Here is a 23,444-nt window from a genome sequence, read left to right as displayed (position 1 = left end):
AACTATTTTTTATTCCTGCAAGCGACTGCTTATTTTTTTTTATTTTTTTTAATATGCTTTAGCGAATAAAACTCTTCCAGTCGACGGAGCACCAGTAAAAACGCACCTTCCAGCCTCTTCTACCCTATCTAAAGCAACACATCTAATTGTTGCTTTTGTTAGCTCTTTAATCTTTTCTTCTGTTTCAGCAGTACCGTCCCAATGAGCAGAAACAAAACCACCTTTTGTATCTAAAACAGACTTAAATTCTTCAAAATCATTAACTTCCGTTGTATGTTTAGCTCTATAATCAACAGCTTTAGCAAATAATTCTTCCTGAATTTGATTTAATTTATTTTTAATAAAAATTTCAATTCCATCTTTAGAAACTATTTCTTTTGTTAATGTATCTCTTCTAGCTACTTCATAAGTTCCGTTTTCTAAATCCTTTGGTCCAATAGCAATTCTTAAAGGAACACCTTTTAATTCCCATTCAGCAAATTTAAATCCTGGTTTATGAGTTGTTCTATCATCAAACTTAACAGAAATACCTATTCTTCTCAAAGAGACAACTAATTCATTTACTTGGTTTGAAATTTCTTCTAATTGTTCGTCTGTTTTATGAATTGGTACAATTACCACTTGAATTGGAGCTAAATTTGGAGGCAATACTAATCCATTATCATCTGAGTGTGTCATTACCAATGCCCCCATTAAACGTGTAGAAACTCCCCAAGAAGTTCCCCAAACATATTCTTGCTTACCCTCTTTATTAGCGAACTTAACATCAAATGCTTTTGCGAAATTTTGTCCTAAGAAATGAGAAGTCCCAGCTTGAAGTGCTTTCCCATCTTGCATTAAGGCTTCAATACAATATGTCTCTTCAGCTCCAGCAAAACGCTCTGTTTCTGTTTTCAGCCCTTTTATAACAGGAATTGCCATAAAATTTTCAGCAAAATCAGCATATACATTCATCATTTTTTCAGACTCCGCAATTGCTTCTGCTTTTGTAGCATGAGCAGTATGTCCTTCTTGCCATAAAAATTCTGCCGTTCTTAAAAACAAACGTGTACGCATTTCCCATCTTACAACATTTGCCCATTGATTAATTAATAATGGTAAATCTCTATAAGATTGTACCCAACCTTTATATGTAGACCAAATAATTGCCTCACTTGTAGGACGAACAATAAGCTCTTCTTCTAATTTAGCTTTTGGATCAACGATTAATTTCCCTTTATTATCAGGATCATTTGTTAATCTATAATGAGTAACAATTGCACATTCTTTTGCGAAACCCTCTGCATTTTTTTCTTCAGCCTCAAACATACTTTTAGGTACAAAAAGAGGAAAATAAGCGTTTTGATGACCTGTTTCTTTAAACATTCTATCTAATTCTGCTTGCATTTTCTCCCAAATTGCATAACCATATGGTTTAATCACCATACAACCTCTAACTCCAGAATTTTCTGCTAAGTCAGCTTTTACTACTAGTTCATTATACCATTTAGAATAATCTTCTTCTCTTTTTGTTAGGTTCTTGCTCATTTTTAATATTTTGGCACAAATTTTGTTTATATTTATACTATATAAAATAGTTCTGCAAAACTAACTATTTTTGTGATGTACAACAATAAAAAAAAAAAGATATGAAAGCTATTCTACTTAATTTTAGAAAAATTAACTCATTTTCCTTAATTGGACTGTTGAGTATATTTGTTGTTTCTTGTGGTTCGTACCAAAACTCATCTTATTATGACAATGATGGAATTTATGGGACAAACGATAGGTCTCAAGAAAACTATGACAATAGATATTCAGAACAAAATATTGAGCAATCAAATAAATATGCTGCACAATTTAAAGATATGCAAAATGAATATGAATATTTTACCGACGTAGAAAACTACACATCAACAGATCAAGACACTGTAGTAGTTTACGAAAACGATGAATATTCTAAAAATTATTCAGGTTGGGGAAATAATTCTAGCGAAGTAACTATCAATTATTACAATAATAATTCTGCTTGGGGATGGAACAATTGGTATTCACCTTATTGGGGATATAATTCATTTTATGGTTCACCATACGGATATGCAGGTTGGAATTGGGGATGGAATTCATGGTATGGAGCTAGCTGGGGTTGGAACTCATGGTATGGAAATGGATGGTATGGTTATGGAAACCCTTATTATGGTGGATATTATGGAAATTATTACGGAAACGGATACTATTACAATAATCACTATGCGCACAATGGAGGAAGAAGAGGAGGAATTGGATATTATGGAAATAGTGGACGAAATAGTTACAACGCAGGTAGAACTAACACTATAAATGCGAATTCGCCTAGAAACACTATTTCTACTCCTAGAAATAATAACGTTCAACCGAGAAGCAATCAATCGAACACTACGACTCAGCCGAGAAGTACTTCACAACCGAGAAGTACACAACCTAGAACCAATTCACAGCCTAGAAGTTCACAAAATAGTGAAAGTACTAGTAGCCCAAGAAGTACAAGTTCTCCAAGATCAAATAACAACAGTTATTCATCACCAAGAAGCAGCTCTTCATCTGGAGGAAGTTTTGGAGGAGGTCGTTCTTCTGGAGGAAGTTCAGGTGGTGGTTCTAGAGGAGGAAGAGGTGGATTTTAATTCTTAATTTAAAAATTGCTATTAAAAAATTATGAAAAAGATATTATATACATTACTAATAGGAAGTAGTTTACTAGGTTTTGCCCAAGAGACTACCACACAAGACGCATTAAGATATGCCGTTGATGATTTAAACGGAACTGCACGATTTAGAGGAATGAGTGGTGCATTTGGAGCTGTAGGTGGAGATTTATCTGCTTTGAATATAAATCCCGCTGGTTCGGTTATATTTGCTAATAATTATGCAAGTGTTTCAGCTACTAATTACAATAAATACAATAAGTCAAATTACTTTGGAACCAAAACAAGCGAAACAAATAGCACATTAGATTTGAACCAAATTGGTGCTGTTTTAGTTTTTAATGGAGATAACAATTGGAATAAAATTGCAGTTGCCTTAAATTATGAAAAAACGAATAACTTTGACAATGATATTTTTTCTGCAGGGACAAATCCAACAAACTCTATAGGTAATTATTTTACAAACTTTGCCCAAGGATTACCTTTAGAATATTTACAATTACAAACTGGTGAAAGCATTTCAAGTTTATATAATTATTTAGGAGAAACTGGCGGATTGGGATTTCCCGCGCAACAAGCATTATTAGGCTATCACGGATATCTTTTTGAAGCTTTTGATGATGCCGACCCAAATAATGTTGATTATTATACTAACATTCCTACTGGCGGAAATTATTACCAAGAAAACTACATTCAATCTACTGGGTACAATGGTAAAGTAACTGCCAATTTTGCAACCGCTTATAAAGACAAATTGTTTCTAGGAATGAACTTAAACGTACATTTTACCGATTATGTAAAGACTACTTCTTTGTATGAAAGAAATAATAATCCACTATATTCAAGCGGGAGAACTGTTGAACAAATTCGTTTTGATAACGAACTTTATACATATGGTGGCGGATTTTCATTTAATTTAGGAGCAATTGCTAAAGTAACTGAAGATTTAAGATTAGGTTTAGCTTATGAATCTCCAACATGGTACAATTTAAATGACGAACTAAGTCAAGCATTATATACTAGAACAACAGATGGATCTTTTGATTATAATAGCTCAATAGTTCCAAATGTAATTAACATTTATCCTTCATACAAAGTTCAAACACCAAGTAAATGGACGGGTAGTATGGCTTATATTGTAAATAAAAAAGGATTAATTAGTGTTGACATTATATCAAAAGATTATAGCAACACTAAGTTCAGACCAACAAATGACTCCTTTTTTAGAAATTTAAATACACAAATGAGTAACGATTTAAAGAATACTATTGAATATAGAATTGGTGGTGAATATAAAATAGACCAATTTAGTTTAAGAGCCGGATATCGATTTGAAGAAAGTCCGTACAAAGTAGATTATGCAATGGGAGATTTAACTGGTTATTCTGGTGGAATTGGGTATAATTTTGGAAAAAGCAAATTAGATTTATCCTATTCAAATGACCATAGAAATTACAACCAAAGCTTAATTTCATCAGGAATGAATGACACTGCTAGAATGCGTCAAATAAATAACAATGTTACGATAACTTATTCTATAAATTTTTAAATAGATAGAATTTACAAATCATAAAAAGAGCTGCTTTATTGCGGCTCTTTTTATTCCTAAAGTTTATTAAATAGCCCCGATAGTAGCGAAAATCGTTTGCTGATAAACAAACATTGTAGTGAATAGCGGGAAATACCATTAAAAAACTGGCAAACGTTAGCGCTCATAATGAATAATTTATTGTAGTTTTGCACCTCACTCGAGACCTCTAGTCAAACAGGGCGGAGCTAATTTATAAAAGCATGAGAACCAAATCGTTAAAGAAAAATAAAATCAACGTAATTACACTAGGATGTTCTAAAAATGTCTATGATAGTGAAGTTTTAATGGGCCAACTGAAAGCCAACGGCAAAGAAGTTACACATGAAGCCGCTAATGATGAAGGAAACATTATTGTAATTAACACTTGTGGTTTTATTGACAATGCAAAGGAAGAATCGGTGAATATGATTGTTGAATATGCTGAAAAGAAAGAACAAGGCTTAGTAGACAAGGTTTTCGTTACCGGATGTTTATCTGAAAGATACAGACCTGATTTAGAAAAAGAAATTCCAAATGTTGATCAGTTTTTTGGTACAACTGAATTACCTTTATTATTAAAAGCATTAGGTGCTGATTATAAGCACGAATTAATAGGAGAACGTTTAACTACTACTCCAAAAAATTATGCCTATTTAAAAATTGCTGAAGGTTGTGATAGACCTTGTAGTTTTTGTGCAATTCCTTTAATGCGTGGAAAACACGTCTCTACTCCTATTGAAAACTTAGTTATCGAAGCTGAGAAATTAGCAAAAAATGGAGTTAAAGAATTAATCTTAATTGCACAAGATTTAACGTATTACGGTTTAGACATTTACAAAAAAAGAAACCTAGCTGAATTACTTGAAAACTTAGTAAAAGTTGAAGGAATTGAATGGATACGCTTGCATTATGCTTTCCCTACTGGTTTCCCAATGGAAGTTTTAGATTTAATGAAAAAAGAACCTAAAATTTGTAATTATATTGATATTCCTTTACAACATATTTCAGATAATATTTTGAAATCGATGCGCAGAGGAACAACTCAAGAAAAAACCACCAATCTTTTAAAAGATTTTAGAAAAGCGGTTCCAGAAATGGCAATTCGTACTACTTTAATCGTAGGTTATCCTGGAGAGACTGAAGAAGACTTTCAAGTTTTAAAAAATTGGGTGGAAGAAATGCGTTTTGAACGTTTAGGTTGTTTTGCTTATTCTCACGAAGAAAACACACACGCTTACAATTTAGTTGATGATGTTCCAAACGAAGTAAAACAACAACGCGCAATGGAAATCATGGATATTCAAGCGCAAATTTCTTGGGAATTAAATCAGGAAAAAATTGGAAAAGTATTTAAATGTGTAATTGATAGAAAAGAAGGTGAACATTTTATTGGAAGAACTGAATTTGATAGTCCAGATGTAGATAATGAAGTTTTAATCGATGCTTCTAAACATTATTTAAAAACAGGTGATTTTGTACTGCTTAAAGTTACAGAAGCTACCGAATTTGATTTATATGCAGAACCAATTAATTAGTTGATAAAACATACAATTAGAAAAACCTTTTAATTAATTACAAGGTTTTTTTTTGCTCTCATATGACAAATATCATTCCGAATACCTTAACTAAATAGTAAATTTGAGTATACTAATTAAAACAAAAGAAGGATGATTAAAAAACACCAATTAGCAGTAGATTTCCCAGAATTTGAAGCAAAAATTCACGATTTAAAAGTAAATGACAATCATTTTAAAAATTTATTTGATCAATACGATGAATTAGATCATGAAATTTACAGAATTGAAACAGATGCAGAACCGGCTTCAGATGATGTTTTAAATAACCTAAGAGTAGAAAGAGTTCGCATAAAAGATGAAATTTACGCTTACTTAAACAAAGACTAATTTAACAAACTAGACCAAACTTTAAATCCTTTTCATTCATTTGGAAAGGATTTTTTTATCTTTGAATAAAATAAAAACAGTAATGTACAAAGCTATTTTCGCTTTTATGTCTAAGTATTTCAAAAAGAATACTTTATTTAAAATTTTATTCAATATTTCTCCAATGTATCGCAGAACAAACGCTCGATTAATTGAAGTTTCGGAAGATGTACACAAAGTAAAGATTAAAATTTCTTTAAATTATAAAAACAGAAATTATATGGGAACCATGTTTGGAGGAAGTATGCTTTCAGCTACCGATCCTATTTATATGATTCAGTTATTACAAATTTTAGGTGATGATTATGTAGTTTGGGATAAAGCTACAAACATTCGATTTAAAAAACCTGCCAATCAACATAGTTATGCTATTTTTGAATTTTCTGAACAAGAAATCGTTCAAATTAAAGAAGATGTTGCTCAAAATAACGAAATAGATTTAGTTAAAAACCTATACATTCAAAGCTCAACAAATCAAATTTTTGCAGTGGTAGACAAAACAATTTACATCAGCACAAAAAGCCATTACAAAGCCAAAAAGAAAAAATTAAACAGACAATAATGCAACCAACCATAAAAACAATACACGCAAAGAAAACCATTGGATTTTCAACAAAAACAACAATGGCAAATGACCAAACTGTTAAAATTTGGCAACAATTAATGCCTCGTTTAAAAGAAGTAAAAAATGCAGTAAGCGCCGATTTATTTTCGCTACAAGTATATAATGGTGAAAGTTTTGAAGAATTTACACCAAACACAGAATTCACAAAATACGCTTTAGTTGAAGTAAAAAACTATGACTTTGTTCCTGAAGGATTTGAAAAATTTGAAATTCCTGCCGGAGAGTATGGTGTATTTATACACAAAGGTACAAGCGCTGACTTTTACCAAACTTCTCAATATATTTATGCAGAGTGGCTTCCAAAATCTAAATACAAATTAGACGAAAAACCACATTTTGCGGTCATGGGCGACAAATATCTTGGTCATGAAAATCCAGAATCAGAAGAAGAAGTTTGGGTTCCAATAATTGCAAAAAATTAATTCAAAACACGATTAATTTGCACAAATCTTCTTGAATAATAATCTTCATTACTAGACGAAATTATTACCCCTGATGAAGTTGAGGAATGAATGAATTTAATTTCATTATCAGAAACCTCAGTAATCATTCCAACATGACTTATTGTTCCTCGTCTATTTGTTGCAAAGAAAATTAAATCGCCTTTTTGTGCTTTATGCTTAGGAACTTCAAACCCATATTTTGCCATTTGATGAGATGATCTAGGCAACGTGATATCTAATTCCTTAAAAGTACAAAACATTAAACCAGAACAATCAAAACCACTTGATGTAGTTCCACCACTTCTATAACGAGTCCCTAAATTATTAGACGCTTTTCCAATTAAAAAATCGGCTTTTGCAAGTACGTCAGCATCTATTAGCTTCTCAGTTGAATTGTCGTTTTTTTCATCAGCGACTACATTTACAACTGCTTCTTTCTTTTTAATTACCAATTCAGTTCCTATAGGCAAACCATCAACAATTGTAGGATTTAAACGTTCTAATTCGGCAATGGTAATTTTATATTTTTTAGAAATACCATATTTGGTTTCTTTAGCAGCAACAATATGTACAATTTCATTTTCGAAAGAAACTTCTTCTGTAGGTTGCACTGAAACCATTGGCTCTTCTTTTTTAGTAGAATTAACTTCTGAAACGGAAACGATTTTATCTTTCGATAAATTTAACTCATCACCAATTTTTAAATTTGCGGAAGAAACTGTAGGATTTAAAGCTTCTAACTGAGTTATATTCATTTTGTATTTTTTAGAAATACTATAAAACGATTCGCCTTTGGTTACTTTATGATTTTCAGGAATTTCAGTTGTAGTTACAACTTGTTGTTTTCCTTTAGCAGGAATTATTAAAACCGTTTTTAACTGTAATGGTTTTCCTTTTACATTTGGGTTCAGTTCGTAAATAGCAGTTTCTTTAACTTGATATTTTTTAGCAATAGAATATATCGATTCACCTTGTACCACTTTATGCTTCACACTATTTTGTGCAAAAACTCCAGTCGAAACAAAAATTAAAACGATTATCCAATTACTAAAAAACCTCATTCTGTGATAGTTAAATTTAAAAACACTCTTTTTAGAAAGCCCTGCAAGATAATGAAACTTTAAATTGAAATTTAAGTTTTAACTTTATTTTAAATTATAAAAAAACCACCTTTCGGTGGTTTTTGTTTTATAAAGGAATATTTCCGTGTTTACGTTTTGGTGTGTCTACTGTTTTATGCTCTAAAACACTAAACGCTTTTAATAATTTTCTACGTGTATCTTGTGGCAAGATAACCTCATCGATAAAGCCTCGTTGTGCTGCACTGTATGGATTTGCAAATTTGTCTGCATACTCTGCTTCTTTTTCTAAAAGTTTAGCTGCAGGATCGTTTGCTTCGCTAATTTCTTTCTTAAAGATAATTTCTGAAGCTCCTTTTGCTCCCATTACTGCAATTTCGGCACTTGGCCAAGCAAAATTAAAGTCGGCACCAATGTGTTTTGAATTCATTACGTCATACGCTCCACCATAGGCTTTACGTGTAATAACTGTCACTTTTGGCACAGTTGCTTCACTCAATGCATATAATAATTTTGCTCCGTGAACGATAATTCCATTCCATTCTTGGTCCGTTCCTGGCAAGAAACCTGGTACATCTACCAATACTAATAAGGGAATATTAAATGCGTCACAAAAACGGGTAAAACGAGCTGCTTTTATAGACGAGTTTACATCTAAACAGCCTGCTAAAAACATCGGTTGGTTGGCTACTACTCCAACACTTCTACCGCCAATTCTTGCAAAACCAACAATGATATTTTCGGCATAATTTTTATGAATTTCGTAAAACGATTCTTCATCAATAATACCTTTAATAACCTCATGCATATCATAAGGTTTATTCGCATTATCTGGAATAAGAGTTGCCAATTGTTCACGCACCTCATCGTTTAATTCGTAAGGTAATTTTGTTGGTAATTCTTTATTACTTTGAGGCAAATAGCTCAATAATCGTTTTAAATCTTCCAAACATTCAATATCGTTTGTAGACGTAATGTGCGCCACACCTGATTTTGTTGAATGTGTACTTGCTCCTCCTAATTCTTCCGAAGTTACTTCTTCATTGGTAACTGTTTTTACAACACTTGGTCCTGTAACAAACATATAACTACTTCCTTCCACCATCATGGTAAAATCGGTCATCGCCGGAGAATAAACTGCTCCACCTGCACATGGTCCCATAATTGCTGAAATTTGAGGAATTACTCCAGAAGCTTGTACGTTTTTATAGAAAATATCGGCATAACCACCTAATGAACGAACACCTTCTTGAATACGTGCTCCACCAGAATCATTTAAACCAATCATAGGAACATTCGCTTTTAAAGCCATGTCCATTACTTTACAAATTTTCTCTGCATGTGTTTCTGAAAGTGCTCCACCAAAAACGGTAAAATCTTGCGCAAAAACATACACTGGTCGCCCGTTAATGGTTCCGTAACCTGTAATTACACCATCACCATAATAGATTTCGTTTTGCATTCCAAAATCGGTAGTTCTATGAGTTACCAAAGCCCCAATTTCTTCAAACGAACCTTCGTCCATTAAATAATTAACACGCTCACGAGCCGTTAATTTTTTCTTTTCGTGTTGCTTTGCTATTCTTTTTTCACCTCCACCTAAATAGGCTTGGGCTAATTTATCTTCTAATGTTTTTATTTTGTCTTGCATGTCTTTTAGTTGATTGGTAAGCGTAAAACTTTTTGGTCTTCTAAATATTTTTTCAAAGCTACTAAAGCGGCAATTTCTGCTTCTTTTTCAGCTTGTGCCTTTAGTACTTCTGCATCATAATATTTCTTTACGAAATGTGTGTCAAAATCTCCTGAACGGAAGGCTTCATGTTCCATTACAAAAGTTCCAAAAGGTAGTGTTGTACTAATTCCTTCTACTTTGTATTTGGCAATTGCTTCAATCATTAATTCAATTGATTCTTCACGTGTTTTTCCGTACGTAATTAGCTTTGCCAACATTGGATCGTAATAAATAGGCACATCCATGCCTTGTTCGAAACCGTTATCTACACGGATTCCTTTTCCAACCGGAAGTTCATATACTTCCAAATTTCCAACACTTGGTAAAAAATCGTTCAAAGGATCTTCAGCATAAACACGTAATTCCATTGCATGACCTGTAATTTGTAAGTCTTCTTGTTTTACAGTCAATTCTTCACCACGAGCCACACGAATTTGCATTTCAACTAAATCCATTCCTGTGATTAATTCCGTTACCGGATGCTCTACTTGCAAACGTGTATTCATTTCTAAAAAATAGAAATTTTTATTTTCGTCTAATAAGAATTCAACTGTTCCTGCACCAATATAATCACACGCTTTTGCAACTTTAACCGCAGCTTCTCCCATTGCTTTACGAATTTCTGGAGTTAAAACTGATGAAGGTGCTTCTTCCACTACTTTTTGATGACGACGTTGCACCGAACATTCTCTTTCGAAAAGATAAAGGATATTTCCAAAACCATCGGCTATAACTTGAATTTCGATATGACGTGGAGAACCCACATATTTTTCGATAAAAACAGAACCATCTCCAAAAGCAGAAACTGCTTCTGAAACGGCACGATTCATTTGCGATTCAAATTCGGCTTCATTATTTACCACACGCATTCCTTTTCCACCACCACCAGCAGCTGCTTTAATTAAAATAGGAAAACCTATGTTAACAGCAACTTCTTTTGCTTTTGGAATATCGGTAATTGCTTCATCAACACCAGGAACCATAGGAATATCATAATCTTTAACCGCATCTTTAGCGGCTAATTTATTCCCCATCATGTGCATAGCTTTTGACTTAGGACCAATGAAAGTGATGTTATTTTTTTCTACTAAATCTGCAAAGTCTGCATTTTCACTTAGAAATCCGTATCCAGGATGTATTCCGTCTACATTAAGTTGTTTACAAACTTCGATTATTTTATCGCCTCTTAAATAGGATTGACTTGAAGGCGCTTCTCCAATACAAACCGCTTCATCGGCAAATTTTACGTGAGGTGCATTTCTATCGGCAACCGAATAAACAGCAACGGTTTTGATTCCCATTTTCTTTGCTGTTTGCATTACTCTTATGGCAATTTCACCACGATTTGCTACTAATATCTTTTTCATTTTATTCGAATTCAATTAATAAAGCTCCTTTTTCTACCGCTGCTCCTTTTGTCATGGTAACCGATTTGATTACTCCATCACGAGGCGATAAAATACTATTTTCCATTTTCATGGCTTCTAGTATTAATAAAGGATCGTTTTCTTTCACTTCCTGACCAACTTCAACAGAAATTTCTAAAATTAACCCTGGCATAGGAGCTTTTATTGCATTTACTTGTTTAGCTGCTCCTACTTCAAATCCCATTTCTTTAATTAACATATCTAAAGTATTTGCAATTGCAACTGTATAGGTTGAATTGTTAACTTTAACTGTATATGTTTTATTAATAAAATCGGTAGCGATTATTTCTGCTTGATAAGGCGTGTTGTTTTTTAAAATGTGAAATTTATTTTTTTCAACACTTACAGCATCTAATTGAGAAATAACATCATTTTCAACATCATATTGAAAAGTGTTATTTACGTTTAGTTTATAATGATTACTCATATTTTTACTTTTAAGTGGCGTAAAAATAAGGAAAAGAAATTGTTTAAGTTAAAAAACCATGTATAAAATTGGTAATTTAATATCGTTACAAAGTTAGCAAACCAAACTCTTTTAATGTATTAATAGGTTTTGAATACCAAAACAATTCGAAGTCTTCAAATTGGGATTCAAAATCGCTTTTTAATTGTTGGAATGTAGTTCTTTTTTCATCGAAAACAGTTAGTATCTCTAATTTTTCAAGCAGCCAACGTCCTTTATCTTCTTCAATTGAAATTTCAAATGAATGTGTTTTTTGATGAAAAGTGAGCTTTATCATTACCCAAGAATTACCCTTTTTAGATTTGGTAAATGTTTCTACCAAAGGAATTCCTCCTGTCCAAATAATTTTAGCATTGGGTTTTGTAGTGAAATTTATATCTTTTTGAAGAGCATTTTGAATAAAATCAGGTTCTATTTTAGTATGAGGAATTTTAAAATCAAACCAATCTTGCAAATCGTAGTCAAAACAAATTCCGTGCATGTAATTAAATAATGATTTTTTTAAACCAAAACTAAATTTTTCATGATCTATTCCTGTTTTATCTGTAAAAGCAACATCATTATTAGCAAAAGTAATTTCATTGGTAACTGGAATTACACCATAAGCTTCTGGATTAATTCCAACTGGACTATGTGCCGTCATAGCAAATTGATGCCAAAACCCCGATTGTAAAACGCCAATTTCAAATAACTGACGAACCATTTCTAGACTATCTACAGTTTCTTGAACTGTTTGCGTTGGGTAACCATACATTAAATAGGAATGCACCATTATTCCAGATTCGGTAAAATTGCGTGTTACTTGTGCCACTTGTTCCACCGTAACTCCTTTTTTGATTAATTCTAATAATCTATTAGAAGCCACTTCTAATCCGCCAGAAACGGCAATACAACCCGATAGTTTTAGCAATAAACATAAATCTTGAGTAAAACTTTTCTCAAAACGAATATTGGTCCACCAAGTAACAGAAAGGTTTCTTCGCAAAATTTCTAAAGCTACTTCACGCATTAAAGCTGGCGGTGCTGCTTCATCTACAAAATGGAATCCATTTTCACCTGTTTGAGCAATTAACTCCTCCATTCTATCTACTAAAATTTTAGCAGCAATGGGTTCGTAAATTTTAATATAATCTAATGAAATATCACAAAAAGTACATTTTCCCCAATAGCAACCATGCGCCATTGTTAGTTTATTCCAACGACCGTCTGACCATAAACTGTGCATTGGGTTTGCAATTTCGATAACCGAAATGTATTGATCTAAAAGTAAATCGGAATAATCAGGAGTTCCCACTTCACTTTGTTTATAGTCGTGTTTTAATGTGTTGTTCTTATAAACGACTTCGTTGTTTTCGAGAAGAAATGTTCTTTTAAACTGGTTCTCAACTGCACTCGAACTGACAAAATTATGAAGCAATTCTACAGGTAATTCGCCATCATCTAAAGTAATGAAATCAAAAAATTCAAAAACACGTTTGTCTTTTAATTGGCGTAATTCGGTATTTGGAAAACCGCCACCCATTGAAATTTTAATTTCAGTATAATTTGCTTTTATAAATTGCGCGCAACGAAAAGCACTGTATAAATTACCTGGAAAAGGAACTGAAATTAAAACCAATTTTGGTTGAACTGCTTCTACTCTATCTTTTAGGATTCGTAAAGTAATTTCGTCAATAAAAGTTGTTGTTTTTTGCAATTCACTATACAATTCATCAAAAGAATTGGCACTTCTTCCTAAACGTTCCGCATAACGACTGAATCCGAAATTTTCATCGATACATTCTACAATAAAATCAGATAAATCTTCTAAATATAAAGTAGCTAAATGTTTTGCTTTATCTTGCATTCCCATAGAACCAAAAGCATATTCCATGTCGTCTAATTGTTCAAAACGAGACGCTTCTGGTAAAAAATTTCCACTGCAAATTTGACGTGCTAATGTGGGTTGCTTTCCTTGCAAAAATGCAATAACTGAATCAATAGTTTTGATGTATTCGTTTTGTAAAGAATAAATTCTACTAGAGTTTGGAGACATTTCACTTCTCGACTCCACTCTAAGTGACACAAATTGAAAAACATCTTGTAAACCCTCTTTTGAAAACAACTCCAAAATCACTTCAATCCCTAAATCTATTTGGTATGCCGAAATGTTTTTAGTATTTAGAAAACCTTTTAAATAAGCCGTTGCTGGATATGGTGTATTCAGTTGAGTAAAAGGCGGAGTAATTAGTAGAATGTCTTTCAATGAATTCAATTTAAGACACAAAAATACATGATATATTTCAAAACTAAACTTTAAAGCTATGTTAAACGAAGTTTTAGAATATAATTTTTCACTATTTTTGAATAAATTTATTTAAAAATGCCAAACGACTGTATTACGTACCAAAATTCATCTTACTTTTCAAATCTAATTGTTGATTATTTAAATCAGAAAGAAGAGCTAAAACCTTTATACAATCGATTTCCAACTTTAGAGAATTTTAAACTTCAAATTGAAGAAAAACAACAAAATTATTCTTTAGAGAAAAGAATAATTTTAGTTGAATCAATTAAAAATCAATATAAAAATATTGAAACTTCAGAAAAAACAGCATTTCATATTGAACAATTAAAATCTGAAAAAACATTTACCATTACAACGGGTCACCAACTAAATTTGTTTACTGGTCCTTTGTATTTCTTATACAAGATTGTTTCGGTAATCAATTTAACGAAAGAGCTAAAAGAAAAATATCCTAACTATAATTTTGTGCCTATTTATTGGATGGCAACAGAAGACCACGATTTTGAAGAAATTAATTATTTTAATTTTAACGGTAAAAAAATTAAATGGAATAAAGAAAGTAATGGTCCGGTAGGAAGACTTTCAACCAAAGGTTTAGATACTGTTTTTAAAGAATTTTCGGCAGCATTAGGAAAAGGAAAAAATGCAGACTATTTAAGAGAATTATTTAAATCTTCCTATTTAAATCATAATACATTAACCGAAGCAACACGGTTTCTAACTAATGAATTGTTTAAAAATGAAGGTTTAATTATTATTGATGGAGACGATAAAAATTTAAAACAAATATTTGTTCCGAGCACTAAAAACGAACTTATAAATCAAACTTCTTTTAATGAAGTAACTAAAACAAATTTACTATTAAAAGATTATAAAATTCAGGTAAATCCCAGAGAAATAAATCTATTTTACATTCTGGATGATCTAAGAGAGCGAATTATTTTTGAAAACAATATCTATTCTATTTACAACACAAACCTGAAATTTTCAGAATCTGAAATTTTAACTGAATTAGAAAATCATCCAGAACGTTTTAGTCCAAATGTAATTCTTCGACCTTTATATCAAGAAATAATTTTACCAAACTTATGTTATATTGGCGGCGGTGGAGAATTAGCATATTGGTTCGAATTAAAATCTAATTTTGAAGCGAATTCAGTTACATTTCCAATTCTATTACTTCGAAATTCTGTTTTAGTTGCAACAGAAAAACAAATTAAAAAAACTGACAAGTTAAATTTAAGTTGGGCTGATTTATTTTTAAATCAAGAAAAATTAATTCAGAAAAAAACAAAAGAGTTATCACAATTTGAAATTGATTTTTCAGAACAAAAAAACCATTTATCAAAACAATTTGAAAAATTAAATGAAATTGCTTTAAAAACTGACAAATCATTTATTGGTGCAGTTAAAGCTCAAGAGGCAAAACAAATAAAAGGATTAGAAAAACTTGAGAAAAGATTATTGAAAGCAGAAAAGAAAAAACATATTGAAAAAATTTCTCAAATAATTCAACTTCAAAATGAATTATTTCCAAACAATAGCCTTCAAGAACGACAAACTAATCTTTCAAGTATAATTGAACTTGAAAATTTTCTTACATTTTCTGAAAAATTATTAAAAAAATTAAAACCTCTAGAGCAAAATTTTTCAATAATTGAAATACAATAATCGACAAACTGCTTGATAAATCCGACAAAAAACAATTATGATTACATATTTATCAATAAAAACGTATTTAAATTACATTTTTCACAAAAAAAAGAGCTAATGTTAAATTTTTAATATCTTTGCGTTAAATTTTTAACATATAAGAATAATGAAGAAAACTACTCTTTTAACCTACTTATTACTAATCCCTGCATTCACTTTTTTATCTTTTACAGATAACAACCCTATTAACTATATGATTAAAGTAGAAGGTGGAACATTTAAAATGGGATCAAAGGATTCTGATAAATCAGCTGATAACGATGAACAAACAGAACATGAAGTCACCGTTAATGATTTTGAAATTTGTAAATTTGAAGTAACTGTTTGGCAATGGAAACAATATGTAAAAGCTAACAAATTAAAAATGCCCGTTAAACCAACTTGGGGTTTTATAGATAATTATCCTATAAATAATATTACTTGGGAAGAAGCAGTACAATATTGTAATTGGTTAAGTAAAAAAGAAAAATTAACTCCAGTTTATTCTCAACATGGACCAAACGTATTTTGCAATTTTAAAGCAAACGGCTATAGATTACCAACTGAAGCAGAATGGGAATATGCTGCAAAAGGAGGAAATAAAGCAAAAGACACAAAGTTTAGTGGTAGTAAAAATGTAAATGAAATTGCTTGGCATAAAGCAAATAGTAAAGGCTCTCCACATACAATTGGAACAAAATTACCAAATGAACTTGGAATTTACGACATGAGTGGAAATGTTTGGGAATGGTGTTGGGATTGGTACAATAAAGATTACTACAAAGTTGAAGATGGAAATAACCCAAAAGGACCAACAATGGGAGAAAGAAAAAGTGTAAGAGGTGGTTCTTGGGACAGTTATGTAAATTATTTACGTCCAGCGAATAGAATTTCTACAATTCCAAGCAAAACACATGAGTTCTACGGATTTAGAGTTGCACGTTCAATTGTAGAATAAATAAAATAAATATTGTTTTTAGCTACTAAAATAGTACTTTTGCACAAAATTTAAAATAAACGTTATGGCAACGAATAGAACTTTTACAATGATTAAACCAGATGGTGTTGAAAATGGACACATTGGTGGAATTTTAAATATGATTACTGAAGGTGGTTTCAGAATTGTAGCAATGAAATTAACACAACTTACTGTAGCTGATGCTAAAGAATTTTATGCAGTACATGCTGAAAGACCTTTTTATGGTGAGTTAGTTGAATTTATGACAAGAGGTCCAATTGTGGCTGCTATCTTAGAAAAAGAAAATGCAGTTGCAGATTTTAGAACTTTAATTGGTGCTACAAACCCTGCTGAAGCCGCTGAAGGAACTATTCGTCAAAAATATGCAACTTCTATGGGAGAAAATGCAGTTCATGGTTCAGATTCTGACGAAAATGCAGCTATTGAAAGTGCATTTCATTTTGCTGGAAGAGAAATGTTCTAATAAAATATATTTCTATAAAAAAGCCATTCATAACTGAATGGCTTTTTCATTATCTTAAAACTAAAGTTTTAACAACTTCTTTTCCAATTTCTTGATTAATCATTTTAATTATTTTATCTCTACCAAACATTAACTCTTCTCTTAATACAGCCGAAGTTAATTTTACATAAAGAGTCTCCTTTCTTAACTCTACTTCTTCAGTATAATTAGCAACACCATTTCCCATTAAGTTAAACCAGACTTCTTTAACTTCAACTTTATCAATTCCTCCTTGAAGTTTATTATGTGAAATGAAATTTTTTAAAACATCTTGAATAGATTGCTCCTCATTAAATCGTTTTGCCATTTTATTCAGTTTTTAAATCGGTTCTTTTTTTATAAAAATAAATCAAATCATTACTGTTTTTTACAACCAGTTCTTCTTTTGTAATTTTAATTAATTCTTCTTCCCATGTTGTATGCTCTGTTTTATAATTGAACCAAAAAACACCTTGTTTATCGACAACCGTAAATTTTTCAGAAAGATTATTAGATAATAAAGTACCATCTAATTGAGGAATCACTTTATTTCTTGAACCACTCATTTTTTCAAATTTAATAAAATCGATGGTTTCATTAACTTTAAATTCTTTTGAAGAACCGTCCGGCATTTCAACTTTTATGATTTCCCAAAACCCATTCAATTCAACCAAGTTCTCAGGTTTAACATCAGATTTACAAGACACCAAAGTTAAAAAAAACAAACCTAAAATGATTTTTATATGCTTCATAACACTTTCTTTTTGAAAAAATAAAATTACAATATTAATTACAGAATTAAACTATTTCTTATTTTTAATATCTAATAAAAAAGTAGAAGATGAAAAAATGGAAATACATAAAACTGATTACGTTAGCAATATTATTTTATAGTTGTTCAAATCCAGAAGAAAATTCTTCAGTTGAAGCAATGTATTTTCCACCCAATAATAGTTCTACTTGGGAAACTAAAACAATCACAGAACTTGGATGGAATGAAAGTCAAGTTCAACCATTACTAGATTATTTGGAATTAAAGAACACAAAAAGTTTTATGGTTCTATACAATGGAAGGATTGTTATGGAAAATTATTTTAACGGACACACTTCAAGTACTCCCTGGTATTGGGCTAGTGCAGGAAAAACGCTAACAACAACAATTACTGGTATAGCCGAAGAAGAAGGATTTATAAATATAAACAATAAAGTTTCTGATTATATTGGAACGGGATGGACAAGCGCAACTTTAGCTAAAGAAAATCTTATTACCTGCAAAAATCTATTAACCATGACTTCTGGACTAGACGACACAAATGATGCAATTGATCCGGCAAGTTTAACTTATGTTGCCGATGCGGGTACAAGATGGGCTTATCATAGCGTGTTTTTTAAACTTCAAGATGTAATTGCTCAAACTACAGGCCAAACTTGGGATAACTATTTTAATTTAAAATTAAAAACACCTATTGGAATGACAGGTTTATGGCTACAAACTATAACTGAAAATGTATATTGGAGCAATACACGAAGTATGGCACGTTTTGGACTGCTTTCTTTAAATAAAGGAAACTGGAATGGAACACAAATTGTAAATCAAGATTTTTTTACAAATTCAACTACTACTTCACAAAATATTAATCTGAGTTATGGTTATTTATGGTGGCTTAATGGAAAAACAAGTTACCACCTACCAAGTTCTCAATTTCAATTTAATGGAAGTATTATTCCATCTGGGCCAAATGATATGTTTATGGCATTAGGTTTAGACGATCAAAAAATATATGTTGTACCAAGTAAAAAACTAGTAATTATACGAATGGGAAATGCCGCTGATACCCAAACTGCTGCATTATCAGATTTTGACGAAGTACTATGGCAAAAAATAAATGCTGTCATTAACCCTTAAAGAGAAGTTTAACAACTATGTACATTAATAATGCAAAAGAACACAATCTAAGCATTATAAAAATTGTTGGAAAAGATTCTTCTATAAAAGTTGCTGGTAAGGCTAAAACTACTGCTAAACCAACTAATTTTAGTGGAGAAGCATTTCTAAAGAAAGAAATTATTTTCATAAATTATTTAAAGAAAGAATCAACAAACTCATGTTTATTAAATACTTGAAGATCATTTATTCCTTCACCTACTCCAATATATCTAACGGGTATTTTAAATTGATCAGAAATTCCTATAACAACACCACCTTTTGCAGTACCGTCTAATTTTGTAACAGCTAAACTTGTTACTTCTGTAGCTGCAGTAAATTGCTTTGCTTGTTCAAATGCATTTTGACCTGTTGAACCGTCTAAAACTAACATTACATCATGAGGTGCATTTGGTACAACTTTTTGCATAACACGTTTAACCTTTGTTAATTCATTCATTAAATTAACTTTATTGTGCAAACGACCAGCTGTATCAATAATTACAATATCGGCATTTTGAGAAACAGCAGATTGTAAAGTATCAAAAGCAACAGAAGCAGGGTCACTTCCCATTTGTTGTCTTACAATTGGCACACCTACTCTATCTGCCCAAATTTGCAGTTGATCAATCGCAGCAGCTCTAAAAGTATCTGCAGCACCTAATACAACACTATATCCTGCCTTTTTAAATTGACTTGCCAGTTTACCAATAGTAGTAGTTTTACCAACACCATTTACACCAACGACCATTATTACATAAGGTTTAACATCCTTAACTATTGAATAATCAACGGCGGCATCTGTATTATTTTCAGACAAAAGACCAGCTATTTCCTCTCTTAAAATTTGATTGAGCTCACTAGTTCCTAAATACTTATCTACAGCAACTCGTTTTTCAATTCTTTCAATAATTTTTAGTGTGGTAGTAACACCAACATCTGAAGAAACTAATATTTCCTCAAGGTTGTCTAATACATCATCATCAACTTTTGTTTTTCCAGCAACTGCTTTAGACAGTTTAGAAAAAAATGTTGTTTTAGATTTCTCTAATCCTTTATCAAGAGTTTTTTTCTCTTGCTCGCTTAGATTAGGGTCTTTTTTATCTGAAGAAAATATTTTTTTAAAGAAGCTCATGTTATTATCGAAATTATAAAACAAATGTAAAAATAAAAAAGCTACTTTCAAACGAAAGCAGCTCTTCTATATATTGTATTTACAAATTATTTCTTGCTTAAGAAATCATCAACTAATTCTGGAGCCATAACTGCTTCAACAAATGTATAAGCACCAGTTTTTGGAGACTTAACCATTTTTATAGCTTTTGTTAATCTTTTAGAAGATGTTTGTAAAGATGCTACGGTTTTCTTTGCCATGACTTAATTATTTAATTTCTTTATGAACTGTTACTCTTTTTAAAACAGGATTAAACTTTTTAATCTCAAGTCTGTCTGGAGTATTCTTTTTGTTTTTTGTAGTGATATAACGAGATGTTCCAGCAACGCCAGAAGCTTTGTGCTCAGTACATTCTAATATAACCTGAATTCTATTACCTTTCTTTGCCATTTTATATATTATTTTCGGTTATCGAATTATTTTACAAATCCGTCTGCTTTTGCTTTTTTCAAAACAGCAGAAATACCAAGTTTATTAATTGTTTTTAATGCAGCAGTAGATATTTTCAAAGTAACCCATTTATCTTCCTCTGGAATGTAAAAACGTTTCTTAACTAAATTAACTGAGAATTTTCTCTTAGTTTTATTCATAGCGTGAGAAACATTGTTTCCTACCATTGCTCTTTTTCCTGTAAGTTCACAAACTCTTGACATTATTCTATAATCTTTATATCGTTATTCAAAATCAGGGTGCAAAGAAACAAAAATTTATAATATCAAACAACATTCTTTAATTAATTTTTTAAAATTTCTTTATATAAAATTTCTAAAGCTTTGTTTACACTTCTGTCAATCACTTTTTCTCTAGGCTGTCCAAAGTTAAATTCTTCCACAATAACTTGATTTGGAGTACTAATCGAAATAAAAACCGTCCCCATTTCAACATCAGAATCTCCCTTTAAAGGACCTGCATTTCCAGTGGTAGCAATTGCAAAATCAGTTTTTAAAATTCGTTGAACAGACTGTGCCATTTCTTGAACTACTTCTTTACTTACTACCGAATATTTTTCAATTAAATTAGAGTCAATTCCTAATAAACTAATTTTAGTTTCAGTAGCATAAGTAACCAAACCACCTTTAAAATAGCTTGAAGCACCCGGAATTGAAGTAATTAATTGCGCTATTTTTCCCCCAGTACAACTTTCAGCCGTAGCTAAAGTCATTTTTTTATCTTTAAGTAAATTTCCAACTATTTTTTCAATTGGCTCATCATCATCAAAACCAACAATATCATTCGGAATTATTTTTTGAAGTTTTTCAACCTCAACTTCAATTGCAATTTTTAATATTTGCTCATCTTTACCTCTTGCTGTTAATCGCAATCTAACCCTTCCTGGACTTGGCAAATAGGCTAATTTAATAAAGGAAGGAAGATTATTTTCCCAATCTTCAATTTCTTCTGCAAGCAAACTTTCACCTTTCCCATAAGTCATTATGGTTTTATGAATAATATATGGGCGCTCAAACTTTTTGACCAAGGCTGGAATTATTTCTTCATCAATTAAGTATTTCATTTCATAAGGAACACCGGGCAAGGAAATAAAAACAGTATTTTCTTTTTCCATCCACATTCCTGGAGCAGTTCCTACTTTATTAAATAACACTTTTGCCTTTGAAGGCACCAATGCCTGATCTTTATTGATTTGGGAAATTGGTCTTTTATAAAAACCTTCAATTAATTCGGTTACATGATTTAAAACTTCATCATTATTTATCAACGTATCTTCAAAATAAGCACAAAAAGTTTTCTTAGTAACATCATCTTTAGTCGGGCCTAACCCTCCTGTAATAATTACTATATCAACATTGTTTTGCAGTTTATTAAATGTAGAAACAATGTGGTTTTCATCATCAGAAATAGAAAACATTTCAGTTGTTTCAATTCCAATTTTATCAAGAGCTTTTGCTATATAGGAAGAATTTGTATCAATAATTTGGCCGATGAGAATTTCATCGCCAATGGTTACAATTGAGGCAGTCATAATTTTTTTAAGTGTGAATTTTGAAGTCTTTTTTTATCTCTTTTACTGATAAATCAACCCTATCTTTTAAAGATTTATAAACTTCAATAATTTCTTTTCGTTTACCTTGTGATTTAGCCCAAGACATAATTTGAATATTTTCTTCATAAGCAATATCCATTCCTAATAAATCTAAAGAAGGCTTTATCTTATGAGAAGCTGTATAAACTCTGGTATAATCTTTTTCTTCAATTCCCATTTTAATAGAAGCTATTTCCTCTGGTACTTCAGCAAGAAAAAGTGTCACAATTTGATGTGCAAAATCAGTGTCATTTTCTGAAATTTCATATACTTTAGATAAATTATACTGTAATGCCATTTTACTTTATGTTAATTTTAAACATTTGTTTATTTTCTAAAAAACCCTCAAGTAAATCGCCTGGAGAAACTTTTGCAACACCTTTTGGAGTTCCTGTAAAGATAATATCTCCTTTTTTAAGCGTAAAAAATTGCGAAACATAAGCTATTAACTCATCAATTTTCCACAACATTAAATTAGAGTTTCCTTTTTGAACGACTTCATTATTATTCCTTAACTCAAAGTTAATATTTTCTAGTGAAGAAAAATTATTTTTCGGCAAAAAGTCACTTATAACCGCTGAGCCGTCAAATGCCTTTGCTTTTTCCCAAGGCAAACCTTTTTCTTTTAACTTACTTTGCAAATCTCTTGCTGTGAAGTCGATTCCTAAACCTATTTCATCATAATATTTATGAGCAAATTTTTTATCGATATATTTTCCAACTTTATTAATCTTTACCAATAATTCTACTTCATGATGAACATCATTCGTAAATTCAGGAATTACAAACGGAAATTTTTTTAACAAAACAGAAGAATCTGCTTTCATAAAAATTACTGGTTCATCTGGTTTTTCGTTATTAAGTTCCGAAATATGATCTGCATAATTTCGACCAATACAAATTATTTTCATCTTGTACGTA

At 31.2% G+C, this 23,444-nt stretch carries 26 protein-coding genes; 10 read left to right on the top strand and 16 right to left on the bottom strand.

Annotated features, from left to right (window positions below; all coding sequences use genetic code 11):
* Positions 1–48: 48 nt before the first annotated feature.
* Positions 49–1,527 (bottom strand): proline--tRNA ligase, encoded by a 1,479-nt coding sequence (gene proS, locus OLM55_RS06805; protein ID WP_264558163.1) that lies wholly within the window; start codon positions 1,525–1,527, stop codon positions 49–51.
* 101 nt (positions 1,528–1,628) lie between these two features.
* Here proS and OLM55_RS06800 point away from each other — a divergent pair, with 101 nt between their 5' ends.
* The 6 genes from OLM55_RS06800 (at position 1,629) to OLM55_RS06775 (ending at position 7,220) form a co-directional block, all read left to right on the top strand.
* Positions 1,629–2,639: a hypothetical protein gene (locus OLM55_RS06800; protein ID WP_264558162.1), complete on the top strand. Its 1,011-nt coding sequence runs from the start codon at positions 1,629–1,631 to the stop codon at positions 2,637–2,639.
* A gap of 31 nt (positions 2,640–2,670) precedes the next feature.
* On the top strand, positions 2,671–4,209 hold the full coding sequence (locus OLM55_RS06795; protein WP_264558161.1) for an OmpP1/FadL family transporter: 1,539 nt from the start codon (positions 2,671–2,673) through the stop codon (positions 4,207–4,209).
* A gap of 242 nt (positions 4,210–4,451) precedes the next feature.
* Positions 4,452–5,765, top strand: coding sequence for a 30S ribosomal protein S12 methylthiotransferase RimO (gene rimO, locus OLM55_RS06790; RefSeq protein WP_264558160.1), 1,314 nt, complete (start codon positions 4,452–4,454; stop codon positions 5,763–5,765).
* Positions 5,766–5,897: 132 nt separating this feature from the next.
* On the top strand, positions 5,898–6,134 hold the full coding sequence (locus tag OLM55_RS06785; RefSeq protein WP_264558159.1) for a YdcH family protein: 237 nt from the start codon (positions 5,898–5,900) through the stop codon (positions 6,132–6,134).
* 106 nt (positions 6,135–6,240) lie between these two features.
* Positions 6,241–6,735 carry a PaaI family thioesterase gene (locus OLM55_RS06780; RefSeq protein ID WP_264558158.1) on the top strand — a complete coding sequence of 165 codons (495 nt, stop codon included), beginning with the start codon at positions 6,241–6,243 and terminating at the stop codon, positions 6,733–6,735.
* On the top strand, positions 6,735–7,220 hold the full coding sequence (locus OLM55_RS06775) for a GyrI-like domain-containing protein (RefSeq protein WP_264558157.1): 486 nt from the start codon (positions 6,735–6,737) through the stop codon (positions 7,218–7,220). Before OLM55_RS06780 ends, OLM55_RS06775 begins: the two co-directional genes overlap by 1 nt.
* On the opposite strand, the gene OLM55_RS06770 is transcribed toward OLM55_RS06775, so the two are convergent.
* The 5 genes from OLM55_RS06770 to OLM55_RS06750 form a co-directional block, all read right to left on the bottom strand.
* The gene (locus OLM55_RS06770; RefSeq protein ID WP_264558156.1) at positions 7,217–8,302 is read right to left on the bottom strand and encodes a C40 family peptidase; all 1,086 of its coding nucleotides are present in this window, start codon (positions 8,300–8,302) and stop codon (positions 7,217–7,219) included. The genes OLM55_RS06775 and OLM55_RS06770 overlap by 4 nt on opposite strands.
* 127 nt (positions 8,303–8,429) lie before the next feature.
* Positions 8,430–9,971: an acyl-CoA carboxylase subunit beta gene (locus OLM55_RS06765; protein WP_264558155.1), complete on the bottom strand. Its 1,542-nt coding sequence runs from the start codon at positions 9,969–9,971 to the stop codon at positions 8,430–8,432.
* Positions 9,972–9,976: 5 nt separating this feature from the next.
* Positions 9,977–11,419 (bottom strand): acetyl-CoA carboxylase biotin carboxylase subunit, encoded by a 1,443-nt coding sequence (gene accC, locus OLM55_RS06760; protein WP_264558154.1) that lies wholly within the window; start codon positions 11,417–11,419, stop codon positions 9,977–9,979.
* Position 11,420: 1 nt separating this feature from the next.
* On the bottom strand, positions 11,421–11,906 hold the full coding sequence (locus OLM55_RS06755; protein WP_264558153.1) for an acetyl-CoA carboxylase biotin carboxyl carrier protein subunit: 486 nt from the start codon (positions 11,904–11,906) through the stop codon (positions 11,421–11,423).
* Between the two features lie 85 nt (positions 11,907–11,991).
* Complete coding sequence (locus tag OLM55_RS06750; protein ID WP_264558152.1) at positions 11,992–14,190, bottom strand: B12-binding domain-containing radical SAM protein; 2,199 nt, start codon at positions 14,188–14,190, stop codon at positions 11,992–11,994.
* Between the two features lie 117 nt (positions 14,191–14,307).
* Between OLM55_RS06750 and bshC the strand changes: the two genes are divergently transcribed.
* The 3 genes from bshC to OLM55_RS06735 all read left to right on the top strand — a co-directional run bounded on the left by bshC (position 14,308) and on the right by OLM55_RS06735 (position 17,366).
* The gene (gene bshC / locus OLM55_RS06745) at positions 14,308–15,903 is read left to right on the top strand and encodes a bacillithiol biosynthesis cysteine-adding enzyme BshC (RefSeq protein WP_264558151.1); all 1,596 of its coding nucleotides are present in this window, start codon (positions 14,308–14,310) and stop codon (positions 15,901–15,903) included.
* A 148-nt stretch (positions 15,904–16,051) separates the two neighbouring features.
* Positions 16,052–16,882: a formylglycine-generating enzyme family protein gene (locus OLM55_RS06740; protein ID WP_264558150.1), complete on the top strand. Its 831-nt coding sequence runs from the start codon at positions 16,052–16,054 to the stop codon at positions 16,880–16,882.
* Positions 16,883–16,946: 64 nt separating this feature from the next.
* Positions 16,947–17,366, top strand: coding sequence for a nucleoside-diphosphate kinase (locus tag OLM55_RS06735; RefSeq protein WP_264558149.1), 420 nt, complete (start codon positions 16,947–16,949; stop codon positions 17,364–17,366).
* A gap of 49 nt (positions 17,367–17,415) precedes the next feature.
* Here the strand turns inward: OLM55_RS06735 and OLM55_RS06730 are convergent, their stop codons facing one another.
* Together OLM55_RS06730 and OLM55_RS06725 are read right to left on the bottom strand one after the other, a co-directional pair.
* Positions 17,416–17,712: a DUF721 domain-containing protein gene (locus OLM55_RS06730; RefSeq protein ID WP_264558148.1), complete on the bottom strand. Its 297-nt coding sequence runs from the start codon at positions 17,710–17,712 to the stop codon at positions 17,416–17,418.
* Position 17,713: 1 nt separating this feature from the next.
* Entirely contained in the window at positions 17,714–18,136 is a 423-nt protein-coding gene (locus OLM55_RS06725) for a hypothetical protein (protein WP_264558147.1), read from the bottom strand.
* 89 nt (positions 18,137–18,225) lie between these two features.
* Here OLM55_RS06725 and OLM55_RS06720 point away from each other — a divergent pair, with 89 nt between their 5' ends.
* A complete protein-coding gene (locus OLM55_RS06720) occupies positions 18,226–19,290 on the top strand; it encodes a serine hydrolase domain-containing protein (protein ID WP_264558146.1) in 1,065 nt (354 codons plus the stop codon).
* On the opposite strand, the gene OLM55_RS06715 is transcribed toward OLM55_RS06720, so the two are convergent.
* The 8 genes from OLM55_RS06715 to OLM55_RS06680 form a co-directional block, all read right to left on the bottom strand.
* The gene (locus tag OLM55_RS06715) at positions 19,280–19,459 is read right to left on the bottom strand and encodes a hypothetical protein (RefSeq protein WP_264558145.1); all 180 of its coding nucleotides are present in this window, start codon (positions 19,457–19,459) and stop codon (positions 19,280–19,282) included. The two genes, OLM55_RS06720 and OLM55_RS06715, sit on opposite strands and share 11 nt — an antisense overlap.
* Positions 19,460–19,462: 3 nt before the next feature.
* Positions 19,463–20,443, bottom strand: coding sequence for a signal recognition particle-docking protein FtsY (gene ftsY / locus OLM55_RS06710; RefSeq protein WP_264558144.1), 981 nt, complete (start codon positions 20,441–20,443; stop codon positions 19,463–19,465).
* A gap of 86 nt (positions 20,444–20,529) precedes the next feature.
* The gene (locus OLM55_RS06705) at positions 20,530–20,682 is read right to left on the bottom strand and encodes a DUF4295 domain-containing protein (protein WP_264558143.1); all 153 of its coding nucleotides are present in this window, start codon (positions 20,680–20,682) and stop codon (positions 20,530–20,532) included.
* A 7-nt stretch (positions 20,683–20,689) separates the two neighbouring features.
* The gene (gene rpmG, locus OLM55_RS06700; protein WP_011963553.1) at positions 20,690–20,872 is read right to left on the bottom strand and encodes a 50S ribosomal protein L33; all 183 of its coding nucleotides are present in this window, start codon (positions 20,870–20,872) and stop codon (positions 20,690–20,692) included.
* Between the two features lie 26 nt (positions 20,873–20,898).
* Complete coding sequence (gene rpmB / locus OLM55_RS06695) at positions 20,899–21,135, bottom strand: 50S ribosomal protein L28 (RefSeq protein WP_264558142.1); 237 nt, start codon at positions 21,133–21,135, stop codon at positions 20,899–20,901.
* 80 nt (positions 21,136–21,215) lie between these two features.
* Positions 21,216–22,463, bottom strand: a complete 1,248-nt coding sequence (locus tag OLM55_RS06690; protein ID WP_264558141.1) for a CinA family nicotinamide mononucleotide deamidase-related protein — start codon at positions 22,461–22,463, stop codon at positions 21,216–21,218.
* A 7-nt stretch (positions 22,464–22,470) separates the two neighbouring features.
* Positions 22,471–22,821 (bottom strand): Hpt domain-containing protein, encoded by a 351-nt coding sequence (locus OLM55_RS06685; protein WP_264558140.1) that lies wholly within the window; start codon positions 22,819–22,821, stop codon positions 22,471–22,473.
* 1 nt (position 22,822) lies between these two features.
* Positions 22,823–23,434 carry a fumarylacetoacetate hydrolase family protein gene (locus tag OLM55_RS06680; protein ID WP_264558139.1) on the bottom strand — a complete coding sequence of 204 codons (612 nt, stop codon included), beginning with the start codon at positions 23,432–23,434 and terminating at the stop codon, positions 22,823–22,825.
* Positions 23,435–23,444: the final 10 nt, after the last annotated feature.

Origin of the sequence: Flavobacterium sp. N2270, from assembly GCF_025947225.1 — a bacterium.
Lineage (GTDB): Bacteria > Bacteroidota > Bacteroidia > Flavobacteriales > Flavobacteriaceae > Flavobacterium.
This window is presented reverse-complemented; position numbering and strand designations above follow the sequence as displayed.